The 19,442-nt window shown below is 69.3% G+C and carries 15 protein-coding genes, 2 tRNA genes and 3 pseudogenes; 9 read left to right on the top strand and 11 right to left on the bottom strand.

Annotated features, from left to right (window positions below; genetic code table 11):
- Window positions 1-4 precede the first annotated feature (4 nt).
- The gene (ettA, locus tag ABT025_RS19185) at window positions 5-1,669 is read right to left on the bottom strand and encodes an energy-dependent translational throttle protein EttA (RefSeq protein ID WP_350995489.1); all 1,665 of its coding nucleotides are present in this window, start codon (window positions 1,667-1,669) and stop codon (window positions 5-7) included.
- Window positions 1,670-2,051: 382 nt separating this feature from the next.
- On the opposite strand from ettA, the gene ABT025_RS19190 reads away from it, so the two are divergent.
- Window positions 2,052-2,525 (top strand): DUF4240 domain-containing protein, encoded by a 474-nt coding sequence (locus ABT025_RS19190; protein ID WP_350995492.1) that lies wholly within the window; start codon window positions 2,052-2,054, stop codon window positions 2,523-2,525.
- 25 nt (window positions 2,526-2,550) lie between these two features.
- Here ABT025_RS19190 and ABT025_RS19195 read toward each other — a convergent pair.
- Window positions 2,551-2,718: pseudogene (locus ABT025_RS19195) on the bottom strand (GntR family transcriptional regulator); the annotation flags it as partial.
- 321 nt (window positions 2,719-3,039) lie between these two features.
- Entirely contained in the window at window positions 3,040-3,531 is a 492-nt protein-coding gene (locus ABT025_RS19200; RefSeq protein WP_350995562.1) for an NUDIX hydrolase, read from the bottom strand.
- A gap of 488 nt (window positions 3,532-4,019) precedes the next feature.
- Here ABT025_RS19200 and ABT025_RS19210 point away from each other — a divergent pair, with 488 nt between their 5' ends.
- Complete coding sequence (locus ABT025_RS19210) at window positions 4,020-4,646, top strand: hypothetical protein (RefSeq protein ID WP_350995568.1); 627 nt, start codon at window positions 4,020-4,022, stop codon at window positions 4,644-4,646.
- Between the two features lie 6 nt (window positions 4,647-4,652).
- On the opposite strand, the pseudogene ABT025_RS19215 reads toward ABT025_RS19210, so the two are convergent.
- Together ABT025_RS19215 and ABT025_RS19220 are read right to left on the bottom strand one after the other, a co-directional pair.
- Window positions 4,653-4,886 (bottom strand): annotated as a pseudogene (locus tag ABT025_RS19215) (IS982 family transposase); the annotation flags it as partial.
- A gap of 115 nt (window positions 4,887-5,001) precedes the next feature.
- Window positions 5,002-5,511: a DinB family protein gene (locus ABT025_RS19220; RefSeq protein WP_350995494.1), complete on the bottom strand. Its 510-nt coding sequence runs from the start codon at window positions 5,509-5,511 to the stop codon at window positions 5,002-5,004.
- Window positions 5,512-5,814: 303 nt separating this feature from the next.
- On the opposite strand from ABT025_RS19220, the gene ABT025_RS19225 reads away from it, so the two are divergent.
- Window positions 5,815-5,889 (top strand) — tRNA-Trp (locus ABT025_RS19225).
- A gap of 25 nt (window positions 5,890-5,914) precedes the next feature.
- On the opposite strand, the gene ABT025_RS19230 is transcribed toward ABT025_RS19225, so the two are convergent.
- Entirely contained in the window at window positions 5,915-6,100 is a 186-nt protein-coding gene (locus ABT025_RS19230; RefSeq protein ID WP_350995496.1) for an Imm32 family immunity protein, read from the bottom strand.
- A 96-nt stretch (window positions 6,101-6,196) separates the two neighbouring features.
- Here ABT025_RS19230 and ABT025_RS19235 point away from each other — a divergent pair.
- Window positions 6,197-6,411: pseudogene (locus ABT025_RS19235) on the top strand (IS5/IS1182 family transposase); the annotation flags it as partial.
- An 8-nt stretch (window positions 6,412-6,419) separates the two neighbouring features.
- Here ABT025_RS19235 and ABT025_RS19240 read toward each other — a convergent pair.
- From ABT025_RS19240 to ABT025_RS19260, 5 genes are all read right to left on the bottom strand, one after another.
- Window positions 6,420-6,824, bottom strand: coding sequence for a hypothetical protein (locus tag ABT025_RS19240; RefSeq protein ID WP_350995498.1), 405 nt, complete (start codon window positions 6,822-6,824; stop codon window positions 6,420-6,422).
- A 304-nt stretch (window positions 6,825-7,128) separates the two neighbouring features.
- Window positions 7,129-8,574 (bottom strand): LAETG motif-containing sortase-dependent surface protein, encoded by a 1,446-nt coding sequence (locus ABT025_RS19245; RefSeq protein WP_350995500.1) that lies wholly within the window; start codon window positions 8,572-8,574, stop codon window positions 7,129-7,131.
- 234 nt (window positions 8,575-8,808) lie between these two features.
- Window positions 8,809-9,387 (bottom strand): single-stranded DNA-binding protein, encoded by a 579-nt coding sequence (locus tag ABT025_RS19250; protein ID WP_350995502.1) that lies wholly within the window; start codon window positions 9,385-9,387, stop codon window positions 8,809-8,811.
- Window positions 9,388-9,490: 103 nt separating this feature from the next.
- Window positions 9,491-11,467 carry a YfjP family GTPase gene (locus ABT025_RS19255; protein WP_350995504.1) on the bottom strand — a complete coding sequence of 659 codons (1,977 nt, stop codon included), beginning with the start codon at window positions 11,465-11,467 and terminating at the stop codon, window positions 9,491-9,493.
- Complete coding sequence (locus tag ABT025_RS19260; RefSeq protein WP_350995564.1) at window positions 11,464-13,116, bottom strand: dynamin family protein; 1,653 nt, start codon at window positions 13,114-13,116, stop codon at window positions 11,464-11,466. Before ABT025_RS19260 ends, ABT025_RS19255 begins: the two co-directional genes overlap by 4 nt.
- 318 nt (window positions 13,117-13,434) lie before the next feature.
- Here ABT025_RS19260 and ABT025_RS19265 point away from each other — a divergent pair.
- The 5 genes from ABT025_RS19265 to ABT025_RS19285 all read left to right on the top strand — a co-directional run bounded on the left by ABT025_RS19265 (window position 13,435) and on the right by ABT025_RS19285 (window position 19,400).
- Window positions 13,435-13,507: transfer RNA gene (locus ABT025_RS19265), tRNA-Arg, on the top strand.
- A 310-nt stretch (window positions 13,508-13,817) separates the two neighbouring features.
- Window positions 13,818-14,132 carry an L-rhamnose mutarotase gene (locus ABT025_RS19270; protein ID WP_350995506.1) on the top strand — a complete coding sequence of 105 codons (315 nt, stop codon included), beginning with the start codon at window positions 13,818-13,820 and terminating at the stop codon, window positions 14,130-14,132.
- 186 nt (window positions 14,133-14,318) lie between these two features.
- On the top strand, window positions 14,319-14,870 hold the full coding sequence (locus tag ABT025_RS19275) for an RICIN domain-containing protein (RefSeq protein ID WP_350995508.1): 552 nt from the start codon (window positions 14,319-14,321) through the stop codon (window positions 14,868-14,870).
- A 55-nt stretch (window positions 14,871-14,925) separates the two neighbouring features.
- Window positions 14,926-15,441: a hypothetical protein gene (locus ABT025_RS19280; RefSeq protein ID WP_350995510.1), complete on the top strand. Its 516-nt coding sequence runs from the start codon at window positions 14,926-14,928 to the stop codon at window positions 15,439-15,441.
- Window positions 15,423-19,400 carry a GDSL-type esterase/lipase family protein gene (locus ABT025_RS19285; RefSeq protein WP_350995512.1) on the top strand — a complete coding sequence of 1,326 codons (3,978 nt, stop codon included), beginning with the start codon at window positions 15,423-15,425 and terminating at the stop codon, window positions 19,398-19,400. The genes ABT025_RS19280 and ABT025_RS19285 overlap by 19 nt, the downstream gene beginning before the upstream one ends.
- Window positions 19,401-19,442: the final 42 nt, after the last annotated feature.

The following is a 19,442-nucleotide window of genomic DNA, read 5'->3' on the forward strand; positions in this document are numbered from 1 at the left end:
ACGATCAGCCTCGCGTGAGCTTCTTGTACGTGGCACGGTGCGGGCGGGCCGCGTCCGCACCGAGACGCTCGACCTTGTTCTTCTCGTACGACTCGAAGTTGCCCTCGAACCAGTACCACTTGGAGTCACCCTCGTAGGCGAGGATGTGGGTGGCGACGCGGTCCAGGAACCAACGGTCGTGGGAGATGACCACGGCCGCACCGGGGAACTCCAGCAGCGCGTTCTCGAGCGAGGACAGAGTCTCGACGTCGAGGTCGTTGGTGGGCTCGTCGAGGAGCAGCAGGTTGCCGCCCTCCTTGAGCGTCAGTGCCAGGTTGAGGCGGTTGCGCTCACCACCGGAGAGCACACCGGCCGGCTTCTGCTGGTCCGGGCCCTTGAAGCCGAACGCGGAGACGTACGCCCGCGACGGCATCTCGACCTGGCCGACGTTGATGTAGTCCAGCTCGTCCGAGACGACCGCCCACAGCGTCTTCTTCGGGTCGATGTTGGCGCGGCTCTGGTCGACGTACGAGATCTTGACCGTGTCGCCGACCTTGATGGAGCCGCTGTCCGGCGTCTCCAGGCCCTGGATCATCTTGAACAGCGTGGTCTTGCCCGCACCGTTCGGACCGATGATGCCGACGATGCCGTTACGCGGCAGCGTGAACGACAGGTCGTCGATGAGGACCTTGTCGCCGAAGGCCTTCGAGAGGTTCTCGACCTCGACGACGATGGAACCGAGCCGCGGGCCCGGCGGAATCTGGATCTCCTCGAAGTCCAGCTTCCGCATCTTGTCCGCCTCGGCCGCCATCTCCTCGTACCGGGCGAGACGCGCCTTGGACTTGGTCTGGCGCCCCTTGGCGTTCGACCGCACCCACTCCAGCTCTTCCTTGAGCCGCTTCTGCCGCTTCTCGTCCTTGCGGCCCTCGACCTTGAGGCGGGTGGACTTCTTCTCCAGGTACGTGGAGTAGTTGCCCTCGTACGGGATGGCGCGGCCGCGGTCGAGCTCGAGGATCCACTCGGCGACGTTGTTCAGGAAGTACCGGTCGTGGGTGACGGCGACCACGGCGCCCGCGTACTTCGAGAGGTGCTGCTCCAGCCAGTTCACCGACTCGGCGTCCAGGTGGTTGGTGGGCTCGTCGAGCAGCAGCAGGTCGGGCGCCTCGATGAGGAGCTTGCAGAGCGCGACGCGGCGCTTCTCACCACCGGAGAGGTTGGTGACGGGCCAGTCGCCGGGCGGGCAGCCCAGAGCGTCCATGGCCTGCTCCAGCTGAGCGTCCAGGTCCCACGCGTTGGCGTGGTCCAGGTCCTCCTGGAGCTTGCCCATCTCGTCCATGAGCGCGTCGGAGTAGTCGGTCGCCATGAGCTCGGCGACCTCGTTGAAGCGCTTGAGCTTGCCCATGATCTCGGCGGCGCCGTCCTGGACGTTCTCCAGAACGGTCTTCGACTCGTCGAGGTGGGGCTCCTGCATGAGGATGCCGACGCTGAACCCGGGCGAAAGGAAGGCGTCACCGTTGGACGGCTGCTCCAGGCCCGCCATGATCTTCAGCACCGTGGACTTACCGGCACCGTTGGGACCCACCACACCGATCTTCGCGCCGGGCAGGAAGCTCAGCGTCACGTCGTCAAGGATGACCTTGTCGCCGTGCGCCTTGCGTGTCTTGCGCATCGTGTAGATGTACTCAGCCAAGAGAAACCGTCCGGCAATCGATGAGTGGGCAGATACACCCCATCTTGCCTGACTGCTACCTCTTGACGGAAACCCGTATCGGCTGGTGGCTGTGACCTGGCCGTACGCGTGTCTGCGGTTGTAGGTGATCTGTCACTGACTGTCGCGCCCGGTCACTGAGCGCCCTCGTGCGGCCCAGGGACGACCCAGGAACGATCATTGGGCGAATGTGGTCCGCTCGGGCTGAATGCGGGCAGCGCCGGTTGCGGGCCCGGGTGCCGCGGCCGGAACACCGCCGAGGAGCGTCAAGACCGCCCGGAGCGGAAAGGCTCAAGAGCGTCTTCGCCGGACAACTTCTCGGCCGGCCAGGGCCAGTCGGCTCCCTACCTGGCATCCTGCGTCCGTGAGAATCACGCAGGCCGACTTCTGGGCACTTATAGACACCTTGAACGGTGAGGCCAGCGAGCTGAACTGCCAGCGGCTCGCTGAAGAGCTGGGCCGTCGCCCGGTCGCAGACATCGTGGGCTTCGCTGAACGCCATGCCGAGGCTCTCTACCGTCTGGACCAGGAGAAATTCGGTGTCCTGCCGGTCGTCGACCTGACGGATCGCGACGGGAGTCCGTTCCCCATGTCGGCCGACCAGTTCCTTTACACACGTTGCGCCGTGGTCGCCGCCGGTCGAGCCGTCTGGGAAAGCGTCTTCTTCGACGTCGACAAGTTCGCCCCGTACACCTCCACCAAGTACGACGCCGAGTGGCTGCTCTACGTACCGGACACGGCATACGAACTGGCCACCGGCCAGGAGTGGGACAGCTCAACCCGGTACTGCTTCGAGACCTTCTCCAACAAGGACGGCTGGCCGGACCTGCAGGACTGAGGTCGGCACAGCCTCAGCCACCCCGCTATCGCCCGGTGGGAATCTCGTAAACGATCTCGCGCAGGGTGGCAGGCACGACGCTGTCCGCGGTCTCTACGGGCCTTTCCTGGCCGCTGTTGTACGTACGCCTGATGTGGGTGACAAGAGCGGACTTCTGGATGCCGAGGAGAGACGCCTCCTCGGCAGTTGCCTGTCCGGACACACGGATCTGAACGGGAGCCACTGCATCGGTGAGTTTGGGAGCCACTTTGCTCCATCTGTGACGAGGACGGGCCAGACACAGGTCCATGATCGTCAACGGTTTCGGGAGCCAGCCCCGCCGGGTGACACCACGCCTGTGGATGTGGAGTGTCCGCCGTGGTCCGGAGGTGTTCGGCGATCGTTGGGTTGCCCAAGGCCCCTGCCGGTCCGTGTCCCTGACAGGCAGGTTCGGCAGGGACACGGCCCCGCGTTCGGCAGGGCCCGGCCCCGCTTCGGCCGGCTGTCGGTCGGCGGTGTGCTCAAGGACGTGCGCTCAGCCGTCCACGAGGATCGGCCGGTGCGGCGGGCCGTCGGTCAGCAGGGACGCCAATAGTTTCGGCAGCTCAGCCGGCCGCAGCACATCCGAGGTCGCGGCCAGTTCCGCTGTGGTCCACCAGCGGTGCCCGGTGATCGCGGCCTTCTCGATCTCCTCGAACGCCGAGGTATCGACCTGGAACGCAGGCGTCCGGGCCATGTAGTAGCGCTGGCGAACCTCATAGGCGACGCCGCCCCGGACCGCTGTCCACGGACGCCCTCGCCAAATCTCCGGACCCAGCGAGAGGTTCGTCAGCCCGGTTTCTTCTCGCAACTCCCTCAGGGCTGCCTGCTCGTGGCTTTCGCCCGGCTGGAGTCCGCCTCCAGGGGTGAACCACCGAACGGAACCGTCCTCCTTGTTCAGGGCAGAGAACAGCAGTAGCCGACTGGCGTCGTCCAGCAACACCACGCGTGCACTCGGGCGCGGCACCAGGCTTCCCTCCAGTTTCATCACCTCGTCAGACTAGAACCGCGGTCCCTGGGTGACCAACGGTGTTGGTCACCGGCCCCAAGTTCCACCGTCGACTCGCCTTCACGATCAGCGTCGGCACTGCACCATGGAGCAAGCAATGGCATCAACGACGAGCGGTGGAAGTCCGCATTTGCCTCCCCTGGCATCATCCCGGTGCCGGAGAAGGGGCAGCGATACGCGGCAGTCCGTGAACGCGGCATGCACGCCTTGCGGCACTTCCACGCGTCGGTACTTCCGGACGCCGGTGAGAACGTCGAGGCGCTGAGTCTCCACCTCGGCCACAGCGGACCCGGGTTCACGCTCCGCGTGTACACGCACCTGATGCCGAGCAGCAAGACCCGCACCCGAAAGGCCATAGCGCGATGTACGGGGCGATGCAGGCACCAAGACCCCGAAAGACGTCTGCGGCCACGACATCGCGGGAAGGATGCCGGCGACGTGGTTCTCTCAGCCAGCCGGGGGGTCAAATGGGAAACGCTCTCATCGGATTGGCTGCTGCGGTGATTGGCGTCACAGGCACGCTCATTGCCTCTGTCCTGTCGCAACGCCTTCTGGCCCGCGTGCAATCGGAACAGTTCGATCGTCAGCAGCAGTTGGTCGAAGCGCAGTGGCGCCGCGAGCAGCAGGCAGCTGAGCTGAGCCGCCGACGCGACGGCTACATGCAGGTCAGCGCCTCGTTCCGGCGTTACCGAACGCACCTCATGGACTTCCTGTGGACCATAAACAGGGAGGCTGTGACGCCGGAAGCACGGGAAGCGGTCGAGGAGGCCCGCCGCGATCACCACGCAGCCTTCACCGAGGCTCAGTTGATCGCGTCCGCAGCTGTTCTGGCCGAACTGGACGGGATGACTTCGGCACTGGCAGAGGTGTACCGACGGGTCATGTCCCTGGAAGAAGGGACTCCCGACCCGGATGGGTCATTCGAAGGCCTACGAACAGACTTCGATCGTATTTGGGAGCGCTGGAAGAGGATGCGCGACGTGATGCGCGCCGATATCGGCGCTGGGAACGATCCCGGTGGGCTGCAGCTGATCGGCCCCCGGCAGCGTCCCTCTCTCCCACCTGACGGCCCAGAGACGGCCCAAGTCGCCTGACACGGGGCCCCCGAAGAAGCGGCTGTGGCCGGCGCAGTACCCATACTCGGCCCATCCGGCCAGGTCGGAGCACTTGGCGGTCGCGCGGGAGCATCCGCACTCCACCGGCGTGGAGTCCACGAACCACATGCCATCACTCCGTACGGAGGTGTCGGTTGCCGGCACCCGGGTCACCCGCCGCGGCAGCTCGGTGGCCTTGCGCAGGCGCTTGTCGTAGTCGGGCTGCTTGGACAGGCAGGGGAGGCGAGGGAATCCAACTCTGTCTGCACACAATGACGTTGGACTCCCTCCTTCCAACCCTGCGGGCGATTCCCTGGAATGGATCAGCATGTGGAGATCGATGGCTCCTGCGGACTCATGCGCCCACGGTCCCGTCGACACCTTCACGCAGGAAGTCCGCGTGCCCGTTGTGGCGGCCGTACTCCAGAAGCACGTGCATCATCACCATCCGCAGCGACACCTCCTCGCCCCATCGTGGCTGATACCCGGCCTGGTCCAGGGACTCGGCCTCACGCTCTATACGGCGCGAGTTCTCCACCTCGGCATCCCAGGCCGCGAACGCCTCGTCCCTGGTCGACGCACTCGCGTCGTACGCTGCCTGAAAGTCGATCTTTTCGGACCAGACCATGGGCGCGTCGTTGTCCTCGAACACTCGACGGAACCAGGCACGCTCCACCTCCGCCATGTGCCGCACCAGGCCGAGCAGCGAAAGCGTGGATGGCGGCATCGACTGCTGCCGCAGTTCTTCGTCGGTGAGCCCTTCGCACTTCAGGGCAAGTGTTGCGCGGTGGTAGTCGAGGAAAGCCCGCAGCATGTCGCGTTCGCTGCCAAATATGGGCGGTCCTATGCGATTGTCGCTGGTCATTGGCCATGCTCCTCATCCGTGCCTGCGTTGAGGGCCAGTATCCAGTCCCGTCGGCTGTGCCCCTACGAGGCCGTCGACCGGTGCCTGACTGTTCCCACAGAGGTCGCCGACCACAGGAATTGGAAGGGACTCATTGGAATCCGTGGTGGATCAGCGCGCGGCGTCAGATGTGGTGCATCGCAAGGCGGAGGAGCGTCCGCATACTGGATGCATTCGGACGTTCCGACAACGCGGCGAGGTGCCGTAGCTGTCGTCGCGCGCCCGCCAGGGATTACGGGACAGCCCTTAGGATGGCGGATGGGCGGAGCCGTAGCGCAGAGGTCGTCGCGCGCGGTCTCCAAAACCGCGAGGACGCCGGTTCGAATCCGGTCGGTTCTGCCTTCTCTCCGTATCCGGCGTGGCTCTACAGCGTTTCGTCTCGGGCCAGGATCAGACTGACCGATCCCTCTTCGAGATTGATGCCACCCTCGAGATGCTCGTGGTAGCCGTCTCGGAGTTCGGGACCGGAAAGACTGACGAGCCGCTCGGCCAGGTCCCGCAGACCGGCGGCGTTCGCTGCAACGGTGATCTCGGTGCCCGAGCCGTACACCTTGATCCTTGGCTCATCCTTGCGGTCACGCTACACAGAGCCCGCACCGTTCGTCAGCACGCACACACCTGATGCCGGGCAGCTGCCGGCCGGTCGGAGCCCGAGGACCACGCACTCCTGCGCCCGGCGTCGGCTTGAGCACGAAGGCCCGCCTGGCCGGCGACGGCCGGGCACGGCCTCCGGCCATCCACGTCACTGCAAGCCGGGCCGGTGACGCGCCGGCCTTCGAAGCGGTCGTGGCCGCAATCCGGATCCCGCGATGCGGACTCGGCAGGCCAGGAACCCCCCACGCGGTAGCAGGAAGACGATCTGGGCCGCCCTACCGGAGGTCTGTACTCGGCCGGCGACGCCAGTCCCAGCCGGGATGACGGTCCACCAGTGCGAGGAACTCGCTCGCCGGCAAGATCTCGAAGTGGTTGGTGTCGACAAGACCGTCGACACCGGGAAGGACCTCGCGGAGGAATGCCCGGGCCGCGTCCATCGACTGGCACGACACATGGACCGCGTACGGTTCGCCGATCGCGGCCGTCACTTGCTCGAGCTCGTCCGGCTCATAGTCCGCCAGGATCCCGCCTGAGACGTCGAGTCGATACGAATGTCCGTGCCAGTGCAGCCTTTCGTCGCCCGTCACAGGATCCGGCACGAGACCAAAGGCGCGGAATCGCCCTTCGATCGACGGGCGTCGCTGCTCGGGGACAAGGATGATCAACGATGGCCAGGACACGTTCTGCCTCCACGGCGACTCTGAATCCCGCCTTCTCACAGCTCGTGAACATGTCGGGAAAGGCGTAGATCGCGGTGCTCGCGCCCGCGTACTGCTCGCGTCCGCGTACTGCTCCCGGCGGACCCATCTCGGTTCGGGCTGCTCGAGGTCGAACGAGACACGTTGGACAAAGGCAAATCCGGGGCCGTGGAGACCCGCCACGCGATGGCGCGTGTTCAGTGCCTCCGGATGCACCACGGCCCCGACCGGCCGAAGCCGTACCGGGGCCGTGATCAGCGCACCGTGACAGTGCGCCTGCAGCTCATCACTCGGCTGCGGACTGGCCGTTGCGACGGCGGAGGAAGAAGACCGCGCCGCCGCCGATGACGACCAGGGCGATCGCGACACCCGCGATGATCGGGGTGGCGTTGGAGCCACCGGTCTCGGCGAGGTTGCCCTCGGCGCCGGCCGTGCTGCCGCCGGCTGTGGCGGTGGTCGTGGCGGGCTTGTCGGCCGTCTGCGTGGTGACGTCGTTGCCGCTGCCGGTGGTCAGGCAGTCCAGCACGCCCTTGAAGGTGCGGGTGAAGCCGTCGGGGCCGGTGACCGTGACGTCGTACGCCTGGTCCTCGGCGACCGGCACGGTCACCGTCTCGGACTTGCCGGGCTCGACCGTGTGCTGCGCGCCGGCCAGTTCGTAGGTGAACGCCTCGTCACCCTCGTTGCTCGCGGTGACGTCCACGCCGCCCTTGGCGCAGTTCTTCTTGGCGGTGACCGCCGGGATCGCGCCCTTGCCCGCCCACGTCGCGGTGGCGCCGGCGGAGACCGTGGACTCGCTGGAGCCGGCCAGGATCTGGGTCTGGCTCTTGGTGGCACCGGCGAAGGCCCGGCCGACGGGGACGGAGGTGGTCGCCTGGACGGTCAGGGAGGCGGAGCCGTCAGCGGCGCCTGCCGGGATGTCGAAGTAGAGCTCGGCACCGTCGGTGGCCGTGGTGACGGCCTTGCCGTTCTTGTCGGTGACCCGGACGCCGCTGGCGGAGTCGGCGGGCGGGGTCACCGAGACCTGGCCGGCGTTGGTGTGGACGGTGACCGGGCCGACGCGCTGGCCGGAGCGACCGGACACCGCGGCGGGGTCCAGGGCGAGGGACGCCTTGGGCTCGGCGGTGTCGGTGGCGGACTTCTCCAGCCAGTCGGCGAGCTTCTCCGCCTGGTCGTCGGACGCGTTGACGTCGGCGTCGTCCGAGTAGCGCCAGATGGCGACCTGGGTGCCTGCCGCCGCGGTCCGCTCGGTGAGCGGGCCCGTACCGGCCTCCTCGGCAAGTGCCTGGAGGTCGTTGACCTTCGGGTAGGAGTGCTCCAGGATCCAGCGGATCTTGCCGGCGTTCTTGTTCGTGCCGAGCGAGGTCTGGCTCCAGGGAGTCTCCAGGTACTTCGCCTTGTCCTGGGTGGGGTTGTGGATGTCGATGCAGTACGTCTTGAAGTTGCCGCCACCGTCGACAGTCATCTCGAAGAGCCCGGCGGGCAGCTTCTGGTCCTTGCCGTTCGTGTGGAGGACCGCGGTGTCGAAGGTCTTCAGCCCGTCCAGGGTCGCGGTCGCGCCGCCCTGGTGCTGGAGTGCCTCGTCGGCGGTCGCGACGCCCGCGCCGGTGAGGACGCCTGCCACGACCAGGCCCGATGCCACCACCGTGGCAGCCAGTCGGGCTATGCCCCGGGTTCGTCGGGGTTCGGCCGTCGTCGTGGATGACGAGGCGGTCGCTGAAGAAACAGAAAACACAGAATTCCCCTCCGGGCGAGACCCTCGCGTCCGGTACGCGTGTGGGGATTGTCCCGCCAGCCTACTCAAGTGCCCTGTGAGTACTGAGGAATCCTAAGGACCGAGCGAAGCACAGTCCCCCCTCATACCGTCCGACAACCATTCCGAATCGGAATCGTTACCCCGGATAACGTCCCGACGGGGGAGGGGACTCGGCCGCAATGCTGTCGTCGCCCTCCTCCAACGGGTGGCCGGTCAGGGCGCCGACACCAGCTCCGCTTTCTCTTCCTGACGTACCGTCCGGCGCCTCGCGGCAGGGCGTTTCGCCCGGCCGGCCGCCGCCGGCTCACGCTCCGCATCCCGTGGCTCCGCCCGGTCCGCGGGCTGTTCCAGGTCCGCCGGACGGTCCCGTACGGCCCACTGGTCCGGCTCACCGGCCTCCCGGCCGCCGGTCCGCGCCGTCAGCCCCGGATCGCCCCTGACCACGCGCCGGAACGCCGACGCCCCCCGGGTCAGATCGTGTCCCACCGCCACCGCCTCGATGTCCACGAACGTCCGGCGCTGCCCCTCCCGTTCCTCCTCGCGCACCTTCAGCCTGCCGTGCACCACCAGGGGCTCCCCCACGGCCACGGAACCCGAGAGGTTCGACGCCAGGGTGCGCCAGGCCCACACGGTGTAGAAGCTGGTGTGCCCGTCCGTCCAGTGCTGTTTCTCCCGGTCCCACCGCCGCGGCGTCACCGCGAACCGGAATCGCGCCATTCCCCCGCTCGCGGTCTCCCGGAACTCCACGCCGGTCGCCGCGTTCCCCACCAGCGTCACCAAGGTCTCGTTCATGACTCCGCCTCCCCTTCGGTCCGGATATCGGTGACCACGTTCCTGCGTGCGGTCGCTGATCCCATGCTGAAGGGGAGGCGGAATTCGTGCTGAGGCCTGTGGACTAACGGCCCGTTGTGGAAAACTCCGTCACCGCCACGAAGCGCTCGCGCACCTCCCGGTAGCGCACCAGTTCCGCCGCCACCGGATCGAGGACCCGGGCCCGCCCGCAGGCCGCTGCCGCTTCGCGCAGCCTGCGCTCGGCCTCCTGGCCGTACCGTCGCGCAGGCCCCCGGGCCGCCGCCGCGCACGACCACTCCACCAGCGGGCCGCCGATGATGCCCGCCAGCATCACCAGAGCAGGCGTCAGCAGCCCCGGTTCCAGTACACCGATGATCTGGCCGGCCAGCCACAGGCCGCCGAAGATCTGCAGCAGCGTCATCGCCACCTGAGCCAGTACGGCCGCAGGCCACCAGGCCGGACGTGGGGGCTTCGCACCGCGACCCGCATGCGCCTGACCCGACTGGCCCGCACCACCCCGAACAGCGGCCCCCGCACCGCCCCGGACGCCGGACCCGGCCCCGGCGCCGAGGCCCGTGTCCGTGTCCCGGCCCTCCGCACCCGCCCCCGTGGCCCGCCCGGCCAGTTCGTCGAGCGCTTCGGGCAGCCCCTGCGCCCCGTGCACCGCGGCCTCGCGCACCGCCTGCGCCCAGGGTCCGGGCAGTCCGTCGGCGGCGTCGTCGGCCACCGTGCGGACCGCCTGCTCGATCCGCTGGCGTGCGGTGAGGTGCTCCTCGGGCGGTGCGGTGAGCGCACCGCGGTCCAGGCCGCCCGGCTGCCGGGTGGACTCGTACCAGCGCCACAGCCGCAGCCACGGCGTCCCGCACGCCCGTCCTGCGTTGCGGCGCCATTCGCGTTCGGCCGCCTGCCCTGCGGCGGCGGCGCCCACGGCCTCCGCGAGCCGGTCGGTGAACTCCTCCCGGGCCCCCTCCCCCAGCCCCGGCCGCCCCTCGGCGACGTACACCGGGCGGAGCCTGGCCGCGGCGGCGTCCACGTCGGCGGAGAGCCGGCGGGTGGCCGCCGTGCGGTCCTGGACGAACCGGCCGAGCAGTTCGCGCAGTTCACCCACCCCGTCGCCGGTGAGGGCGGACAGGGACAGGACGGTGGCGCCGGGTTCGCCGTGTTCGCCCAGCGCCATGCCGTCCTCGTCGAGGAGTCGGCGCAGGTCGTCCAGGACCTGGTCGGCGGCTTCTCCCGGCAGCCGGTCGATCTGGTTGAGGACCACGAAGGTGACCTCCGCGTGTCCGGCCAGCGGCCGCAGATAGCGCTCGTGCAGGGCGGCGTCCGCGTACTTCTCCGGGTCCACCACCCAGATCACCGCGTCGACGAGCGCCAGCACCCGGTCCACCTGGTCGCGGTGGCCTCGCGCCGCCGAGTCGTGGTCGGGCAGGTCGACCAGGACGAGGCCCTGGAGCGCCTCGTCGGCGGCCGCGCTGCCGGGCTGCGGCCTGCGCCTGAGCCGCCCCGGGATCGCGAGGCGGTCCAGCAGCCCCGCGGCACCGTCCGTCCAGGAGCAGGCGAGGGGCGCGGCGGTGGTGGGCCTGCGGAGTCCGGACTCGGAGATCTGGGCGCCCGCGAGGGAGTTGAAAAGGGTCGATTTGCCGCTGCCGCTCGCTCCGGCGATGGCGACGACGGTGTGGCGGGAGGAGAGCCGCTGCCGGGCCGCGGCCTCGTCGAGCACCCGGCCCGCCTCGGCGAGGGCGGTCCGGTCGAGCCGGGCCCTGGAGAGGCCGACGAGTTCACGCAGCGCGTCCAGGCGCGGGCCGAGCGGGCTGCCGGAGGGGACGTACGCCTCGACCTGGGGCCGTACGTCGTCCTCCGGGACGGCCTGCGGGGCCTGGCCGGGCGCGGTCCCGTCGGTGGCGGTGGCGGCCCTTCGGGCGATGAGTCCGTCGTCCCAGCCGCCCGGCGGCCTGTCCGGGCCGTGACCGGGGTTCTCGCCGGAGGCGGCTCCGCCGTCCGGGCTCCGCCCGGGTGCCGGCTCCTCGGCCCGGGTACGTCCCCTGCCCTGTCCCGGACCCTCGTCAGTGACGGCAGTCATCGCTGCCACCTCTCCTTCTGCAGTACGGACAGCGCGGCAATCAGTTCGGCCTGCGGTTCGGGGGCCACGTCGAGCGCGTCCAACGGGGCGAGCCGGCGGTCGCGTTCGCCGCCGAGCACCTGGTCGAGGTACGTGGTGAGCAGCGCGCCCCCCTTGTCGCGCAGTCGCAGGGCGCCCTGGACGCCGATGCGTTCGGCCAGTTGCTCTCCGGCGGTCCGGGCCCGGCGTCCGCCGAGAAGCGCGGCGGCGAGGAGGGTGGCGACGGTTTCGGTGTCGGGCGCGGTGTTGCGTTCCATGAGGCGCACCTCCTCCTCGGCCAGTTCCTCCAGGACCCGGCGCCACCGCCGTACGGTCATGGCGATCCGGCCACGGATGTCCTCGGCGGGCCCCCAGCCGCCGGCTTCCCGGCCTGCCGTCTCGAAGCCGAGGACGGCGGCTGCGGGCTCGCGCCGCCAGGTCGTGCGGATCTGTTCGTCGGCGGCGGCCACCGCGCATTCCAGAAGTGCGGCGAGGGAGTCCACGAGCGCGTCGAGCACCTCCTCCGAGGTGCTGTAGAGCGGGTAGCCGCGCCACCGTGTCCGGGCGTCCCCCGCAAGCGCCCCGCCGTTCTGGAGCCGCTTCCGGACGCGTGCGCCCTCCTTGCCGTAGGCGTCCTCCACCACACCGGTCAGCCGGACGGCGGCCGCGTACTGCGCCGCGACGGCTCCGGCGAGCGCCGGCATCCGGACGTCGAGGGAATCGATGACCCCGGCCGCCGTCCGCCCGACCGCCTGCTGGCGGGCGGCCGGGTCCTGCGCGCGGTGGGTGAGCCAGGCGCGCAGCGGGGCGACGGCGGTGGTGGGCAGCAGCCTGCTGCCTCCGCCGGCCGATTCGGGCAGTTCGGGGATGGTGAAGCGGGGCACCTCGCCGAGTCCGGCCTTGGTGAGCAGTGCGCCGTACTGCCGTGACACTTCGGCGATCACCTGGTGCGGTACCCGGTCGAGGACGGTGACGAGGGAGGCGTCGTACTCCTTTGCCGTACGCAGCAGATGCCACGGCACGGCGTCGGCGTAGCGGGAGGCGGTGGTCACCATGACCCAGACGTCCGCCGCGCAGATGAGTTCGGCGGCCAGGACGCGATTGCGGACGACGAGCGAGTCGATGTCGGGGGCGTCCAGCAGGGCGAGGCCGCGCGGCAGTCCGGCGGCGGTCTCGACGCGGAGTGCGGTTCCCTCCTCGGCCGCGCTCCCGTCGAGTCCGTCGAGGTCGTCGCACTGGCCGGGGTCGGCAGACTCCTCGGGTGGCAGCCAGACCCGGGTGAGCTGTGGCAGCACCCGGATCCCGGCGAACCAGTGATGATCATCCGGATGGCAGACGAGCACGGGTGTCCGCGTGGTCGGCCGCAGTACACCGGCCTCGCTGACCCGGCGCCCGACGAGGGAGTTGACGAGCGTCGACTTGCCCGCGCCGGTGGATCCGCCGATGACCGCGAGCAGGGGTGCTTCGGGGTCCTTGAGCCTGGGCAGCAGGTAGTCGTCGAGCTGCGCGAGCAGTTCGATCCTGGTCTGCCGGGCGCGTGGAGCTCCTGGGAGCGGGAGTGGAAGACGCACGGCAGCGACACGGTCGCGCAGGGCGGAAAGTGCGTCGATGAGCTGAGGCCGTACGTCCAAGGTCACCACATGCGAAGAATGCCCAATTTTGGCGCCTTTTTGAAGCGTATAGCCACCTCTGCGCGCCGGTTCCCCCGTCCGGACAGAGGGGATGAGTGGGGCGCAGGCATAACGAGTGCACAACACCCGGGGCGTGAGGCGCCAAAAGCGGTGCATGAATCGCACCTACCTGCGATTATCGTCTCGCTTCACTGAACCTCCACATCGTGCCACGCAGGTGAAGCAACCGGGCCGAGACAATCGGAGCCCTATCCTTGTCCCGGCAAGGTCACGGACCGCCCGGGTCCCAGGGCTCCAGGTCACCGAGGCCCACACCCGGCCCCCGTAGCTCAGTGGATAGAGCAGGCGCCTTCTAAGCGCTTGGCCGCAGGTTCGAGTCCTGCCGGGGGCGCACAGCCGTACAACCGTGGGGCCCTCCGACCGGAGGGCCTTTTTCGTGGCCGGAGGCACGCTAGCGAGCGGAGCGTAGTGGCGACGTAAGAGCCACCACGCACCCACCCCGGCCCCGCCCGCCGCACACCCCCGGCCCCGCCGGCCGCACATCCGCCGTCCGCCCCGGCGCCCCATTGACCGCGCACGCAAGATCCGTCTAGCTTTCGACGAGCCCGATTGAAACCTTTCAGTCGGCCTCTCAGCCGATCCTTCAGTCCGTGCGCCCTGCGGCCTCGCACCGGCGCGCCCACCGTCCGGGAGTCCCGATCATGCAGCGCGTCTGTTTTCTGCTGAACGTACGCAAGGACCGCGTCGACGAGTACCGCGAGCGTCATGCCGCCGTCTGGCCGGAGATGCTCTCCGCGCTCTCCGATGCGGGCTGGCACAACTACTCGCTCTTCCTGCGCGAGGACGGGCTGCTCGTCGGCTATCTGGAGACTGAGGACTTCGACGCGGCACGCAAGGCGATGGCCACCACCGAGGTGAACGAGCGGTGGCAGCGGGACATGGCGGGCTTCTTCGAGCAGTCGGAGGCGGCGGACGACGCCATGGTGCCGCTCACCGAGGTGTTCCACCTGGCATGAGGTGTGCGGCATGACGGCCGGTCCGGATTCCCCTGGAATCAGGACCGGCCTTTTTGCGTGGCACACCGCTTCACCTGCGGTGGGAGGGCACGGGTATCGAACGGATAAGCAACGGTTAAGGGCCCACCCCAGGATCGCCGCATCGGGGCCGCGCGGTGCGGTCCCGCGAGATCGATCGGGTGGACCATGCAGACGAATGTGATGAAGTCGGTTCGACGTGCCGCGCTTGCGGCGGCAGGTGCGACCGGGCTGCTGATGACCCTGGCGGTCTCCCCCGCCTCCGCCGCGACGGACTACGGCTACTTCGCGGTCGTCAACACCAACAGCGGCAAGTGCCTGGAGATCCCGGGCGGTCAGGACTACAACGGCGCCACTGCCCAGCAGTGGGACTGCAACGGCGGCCTGAACCAGCGCTGGTACCTCGACGACCTGAACAAGAGCGCCGGCACCACCCTGGTGAACGCCGAGAGCGGCAAGTGCCTGGAGGTCGCCGACTGGCGCACCGACCCGGGGGCGCCGATCCGGGTCTGGGACTGCCACGGGGGCGCCAACCAGAAATGGTCCTTCGGCCAGAACGACAAGGTCGCGAACGAGGGCGCCCTCTGGAACAACGCCAGCTGGCTCGTCCTGGACATCCCGTACTCGGACGTGAACAACGGCACCGACGTCGTCCAGTGGAACCACAAGAGCGCCGACGACGACAACGGAAACCAGGTCTGGGCCCTGTACCGCTGGTAGCCGGCCCGCAGTTCCTGCCGCAGTCACCTTCCTCGACAAGGAGAGACCGACCACCATGCACCAGCAGCGAAGAAGAGCATTTCGGGTCAGGGCGGGAGTCGTCCTCGCCACTCTCTGCGCCGCCGTCGGCACCCTGCTCAGCGCCCCCGCGCCCGCCTGGGCCGCGTCCTGTTCCGGCTTCGGATGCGACGGGCACGATCCGAGCATCCAGACCTGGCAGTACGGGCCCCGTAGCCAGGCCGCGCGCGAATTCGCCAACGGGTACTCCATCGAGATGCGCAGCGGCACCACCGACGGGGACTTCTACGTCTGGGCCCGTACCCGCTACCCCAGCGGCTCCGACCCGTACAACCACTCGATGTACATCGAGCGCTGCCACAACGACTACACCGTGTGCGAGATCCTCGGCGAGACGCAGCCTGGTGCGGACGGCAAGACCGTGTCCGATCCCGAATCGTCCAACTACTCGATCACCCGGTCCCCCATGTACTACGACGTGGGCCGGGTCTCCCGCGCCTGCCTCTACAGGTCCGGCGACTGGGCGAGGCGCACATGCACCACCTGGTACTGAGAGGCGGACGGGCCCCGGTGGTCGCGGCCGCCGTCCTGATGCTGGGCACCGCGCTCAGCGGGACGGCGGCCGCCGCACCGCCCGGCACCGGGCGGAGCGCCCCGGCCGCCGCGGCGCCGGGGCCCGTCGCGCAACAGGACGGCGGCCGTTCGGCCGTACCGTCGAAGGACCGCACGGCCCGGCTGGGTGCCGGATGGAAGTCCTCCCGGGACCGGGCGTGGACGACTTCGGGTGACGCCGACGGATTCCATGTTCTGGTCGCCGATGCCTCGTCGGGGTACGGCTGGCGTACGGCGGCGACGCTGAGCGAGCCGGGTTTCGACACCGACGCGTGGATCGGCAACGCGTGCGTGACCGGTTCGGGGCGGCGGGCGGTGGTGGTCTACGCACCGCGCACCTTCACCAACCGTGCGGAACTCTTCGAGCGCGGCGGTTTCACCGCTGTCGTGGACCTGGAGACGGGTGCCGTGCGCAAGCTCCCGTTGCAGACCTCGCTGGCGTACTACAACCCGGGCTGCGGGGTGGGCGAGACAGCGGCGCTCACCCAGGGCGGGACCGAGGACAAGGGGAGCACCCGGCTCGTCGCGGTGGACACCGTGAAGGCGCGGCTGGGGAAGCGGACCGCGGTCCGCGGGCAGGTGACGTCGGCCATCGCGCTCAAGGGCGGCGGTTTCGCGGCCGCCTCCGGAGCGCGCGTGATCAAGGTGGGCGCCGACGGCACCAGGAGCACCCTGGCCAGGACCGGGCAGATACCGCTGCACCTGGCGCAGAACGCGGACGGCGCGCTGGTCTTCGTCGACCGTGCCGAGGACGGTTCGGCCAGGGCCCGGCGCCTCGCCCCGGGTGCACGGACCCCGCAGACGCTGGCTCGTGGCCCGTGGGGAGGGCTGGGGCTCGTCCGTGGGACGCGGGGACTGGCCTACCTGACCGGCAGCGCGAAGGCGACGGATGCTCTGCGGGGCTCCGGGGTCCGTCAACTGACGGGTGTTCCCAAGGACTCCGAGGTGTCCACCCTCGCCGAGAGCGTGGTGACCCGGTCCGCCCCGGCGGACGACAAGGACGCCCACGCGCTCCCGCCCGACGGGAACGGCGGGCGGTCCGTCGAGATCGACCTGCTGGTGCGCGGGACCGGGCAGAAGGTTCCCTTCGCCGTCGATCCGGGTGCCGTCCCGGCGGACGACGAGGCCGCGGGCCGCACCGTGTCACCCGCCCTGGGAGCCGGGCCCGCGGACCCGGCGTCCTCCGCTGCGACGGCCGGTGCCCGCGCCGGGGCGGCCGCCGCCGAGGCGGAGGCCGGATCACCGCAGCAGCCGGCCGAGGACGAACGCTTCTGTTCCGTCCCGCGCAACGACCCGGGCAGTCAGGCGCTGCAGCCCAAGCCGCGCCAGGTGGAGTGGGCGGTGGACCAGGCCGTCATGGGCAATCTCGACAAGCACGTCTCGCGGCCGGCGAACTGGAAGAACCAGTCCATGCCCGCCTATCAGCCGCAGACGCTCTTCCCGCCGCTCGCGCTGGAGGGCGGCGGTCGGGTGCCCGCCCAGGTCATGCTGGGCATCACGGCCCAGGAGTCCAACATGTGGCAGGCGTCCCAGGTCGCGGTCCCCGGTGTCACGGCGAACCCGCTGATCGGGAACTACTACGGCCGACGGCTCTACAACCGGGAGGACCGGGACGACTGGGACATCCACTGGGACGAGGCCGACTGCGGATACGGGGTCACCCAGCTGACCGACGGTATGCGCCTGGCCGGGCACGCCAAGCCGGGCGAGACGCTGCTCCCGTACAACACCCAGCGGGCCGTTGCCCTGGACTACACGGCCAACATCTCGGCAGGGCTGCGAAATCTGCAGGAGAAGTGGAACGAGACCACCCGGGCCGGGCTGAAGGTGAACAACGGGGACGCAGCGAAGCCGGAGAACTGGTTCTTCGCCATCTGGGCCTACAACTCGGGCTTCCACGGGAACACGGGCTGCTGCGAGCCGTGGGGGGTCGGCTGGGCCAACAATCCGGCCAATCCCAACTACCCCAGCGACAGGCCCTCGTTCATGGATCTCACCGCGGCGGACGCGGCGCACCCGCAGGACTGGCCGTATCAGGAGAAGGTGCTCGGCTTCGCCGCGAAACCGCCCACGCTGCTGGAGTCACCCAGCACCATGGTGCCCGCGTTCCGGGCCGCGTGGTGGAGCGACGCGGGCAGCGCCGTGGAGAACCGCAGGACCGTGAAGCCTCCCGTGGCCGCGTTCTGCACCGAGGCCAACTGGTGCGACCCGATGCGTATCCCGGACGACCGGGGCACCAACGACGAGTACGGTCCCTGCCGGCACCAGGACGTGAACAACGTCTGGGACTTCAAGTGCTGGTGGAACCAGCCGGTGACGTGGAAGACCGACTGCAGCCTCACGTGCGGCAACGAACTCATGCGGTTCAACGACACCTACGCGGAGGAGGCGGACGGCACCGCCTACGCCCCGGCCTGCGACTACGGCGCACTGGCGCCGGGAACCGTGGTGGTCGACGACCTCGCCGGGGTGCCGTCGGCCCGGCCGAACTGCCCGCAGCCACCCCGAGGGGGCACCTTCTCGCTGAACTTCACCCCGGATTCCCTGGGCACCTATCGCTCGAAGGTCGACTTCCATCAGATCGGGGGCGGATTCGGCGGCCACTTCTGGTTCGCGCACGGCAGCACGGACCCGGAGTTCGGTGTCACCGGCACGTGGCGTCCGTCCGCGGCGATCCACGGCTGGACCAGGATCAAGGTGCACGTCCCGGACCACGGGGCGTGGAACAGACAGGCCGACTACGTCATCGATCTGGGCAACGGCAAGACCCGCCACCGGGTCGTCGGGCAGGCCTGGAAGGCCAACACCTGGGTCGACCTGGGCGCCTTCCCCCTCGACGGGGACGCAGCCGTCAGCCTGAGCAATCTGACCCTGGACGGGCAGTACGAGGACATCGCCTACGACGCCGTCCAGTTCATCCCCACCACCGAGCCGGAGGCCTCGTACGTGGCACTCGGCGACTCGTACTCCGCGGGTGAGGGCGTGGAGTCGTACGACGCCAACAGCGACTGGAAGAACGGCGGGGCGAAGGACGCCTGCCACCGTTCGGCCAAGGGTGCCTACCCACGGCTCATCAGGCAGCCGGGGCACTCGCGGACGATCGAGCAGGAGGCGAAGGACGGGGCGGGGACGGCGAACTTCGCCTTCATCGCCTGCTCCGGCGCCATCACCACAAGCATCGCGAAGGAGGCTGCCGACACCCCGCCGACCGCGGACGACGTGGCCAGGCACACCGACTGGGGTTCGGTGGACCACCACTTCGGTGAGATTCCGCAGGTCGACCAGGGCTGGCTGGACGAGGACACCTCGCTCGTCACGCTCTCGATCGGCGGCAACGACTCACGCTTCACCGACATCCTCCGGGGCTGCGTGGTGACCGTGTACGACTGCGAGAGCAGCGGATACAGGCTCACCCGTCTCAACGGCTCGGTGGACCCCGAGGACCTGACGGTGTACGAGCCCAAGGTCATCAGCGAGATGCTGCCGGGCCATCTGGCGGCCGTCTACCGGGCCGTCCACGACAGGGCCCCGAACGCCCGGATCGTCGTGATCGGCTATCCGCAGCTGTTCAACCCCGACCCGGTCGGATCGTGCGCCACGATCGGCACGGGCAACCAGCGGTTCATGAACGGCCTGGCCACGAAGCTCACCACGGCCATCCAGGGGGCCGTCGACACGGTGCACGCGGAGGGCGCCGACATCTCCCTGGTGGATCCGGACTGGACGGGCCACTGGGCGTGTGAGCCGAGCGCCATGGAGTGGACCAACGCCGCGATCACCTGGTCGCAGTCGGGGAGCTCGGGCTCGGACAAGGAGATGCCCGGCGCGGGCAGCTTCCATCCGAAGGCCGCCGGGCACACGGAGTTCGCCCGGCTGATCAATCAGCGGATCGGCGGCTGAGCAGGCGGGGCGGGACCAGGGGACCTTCGTGCGGATCGCTCC

This window comes from Streptomyces sp. NPDC002809, from assembly GCF_040295435.1.
Classification (GTDB): domain Bacteria; phylum Actinomycetota; class Actinomycetes; order Streptomycetales; family Streptomycetaceae; genus Streptomyces.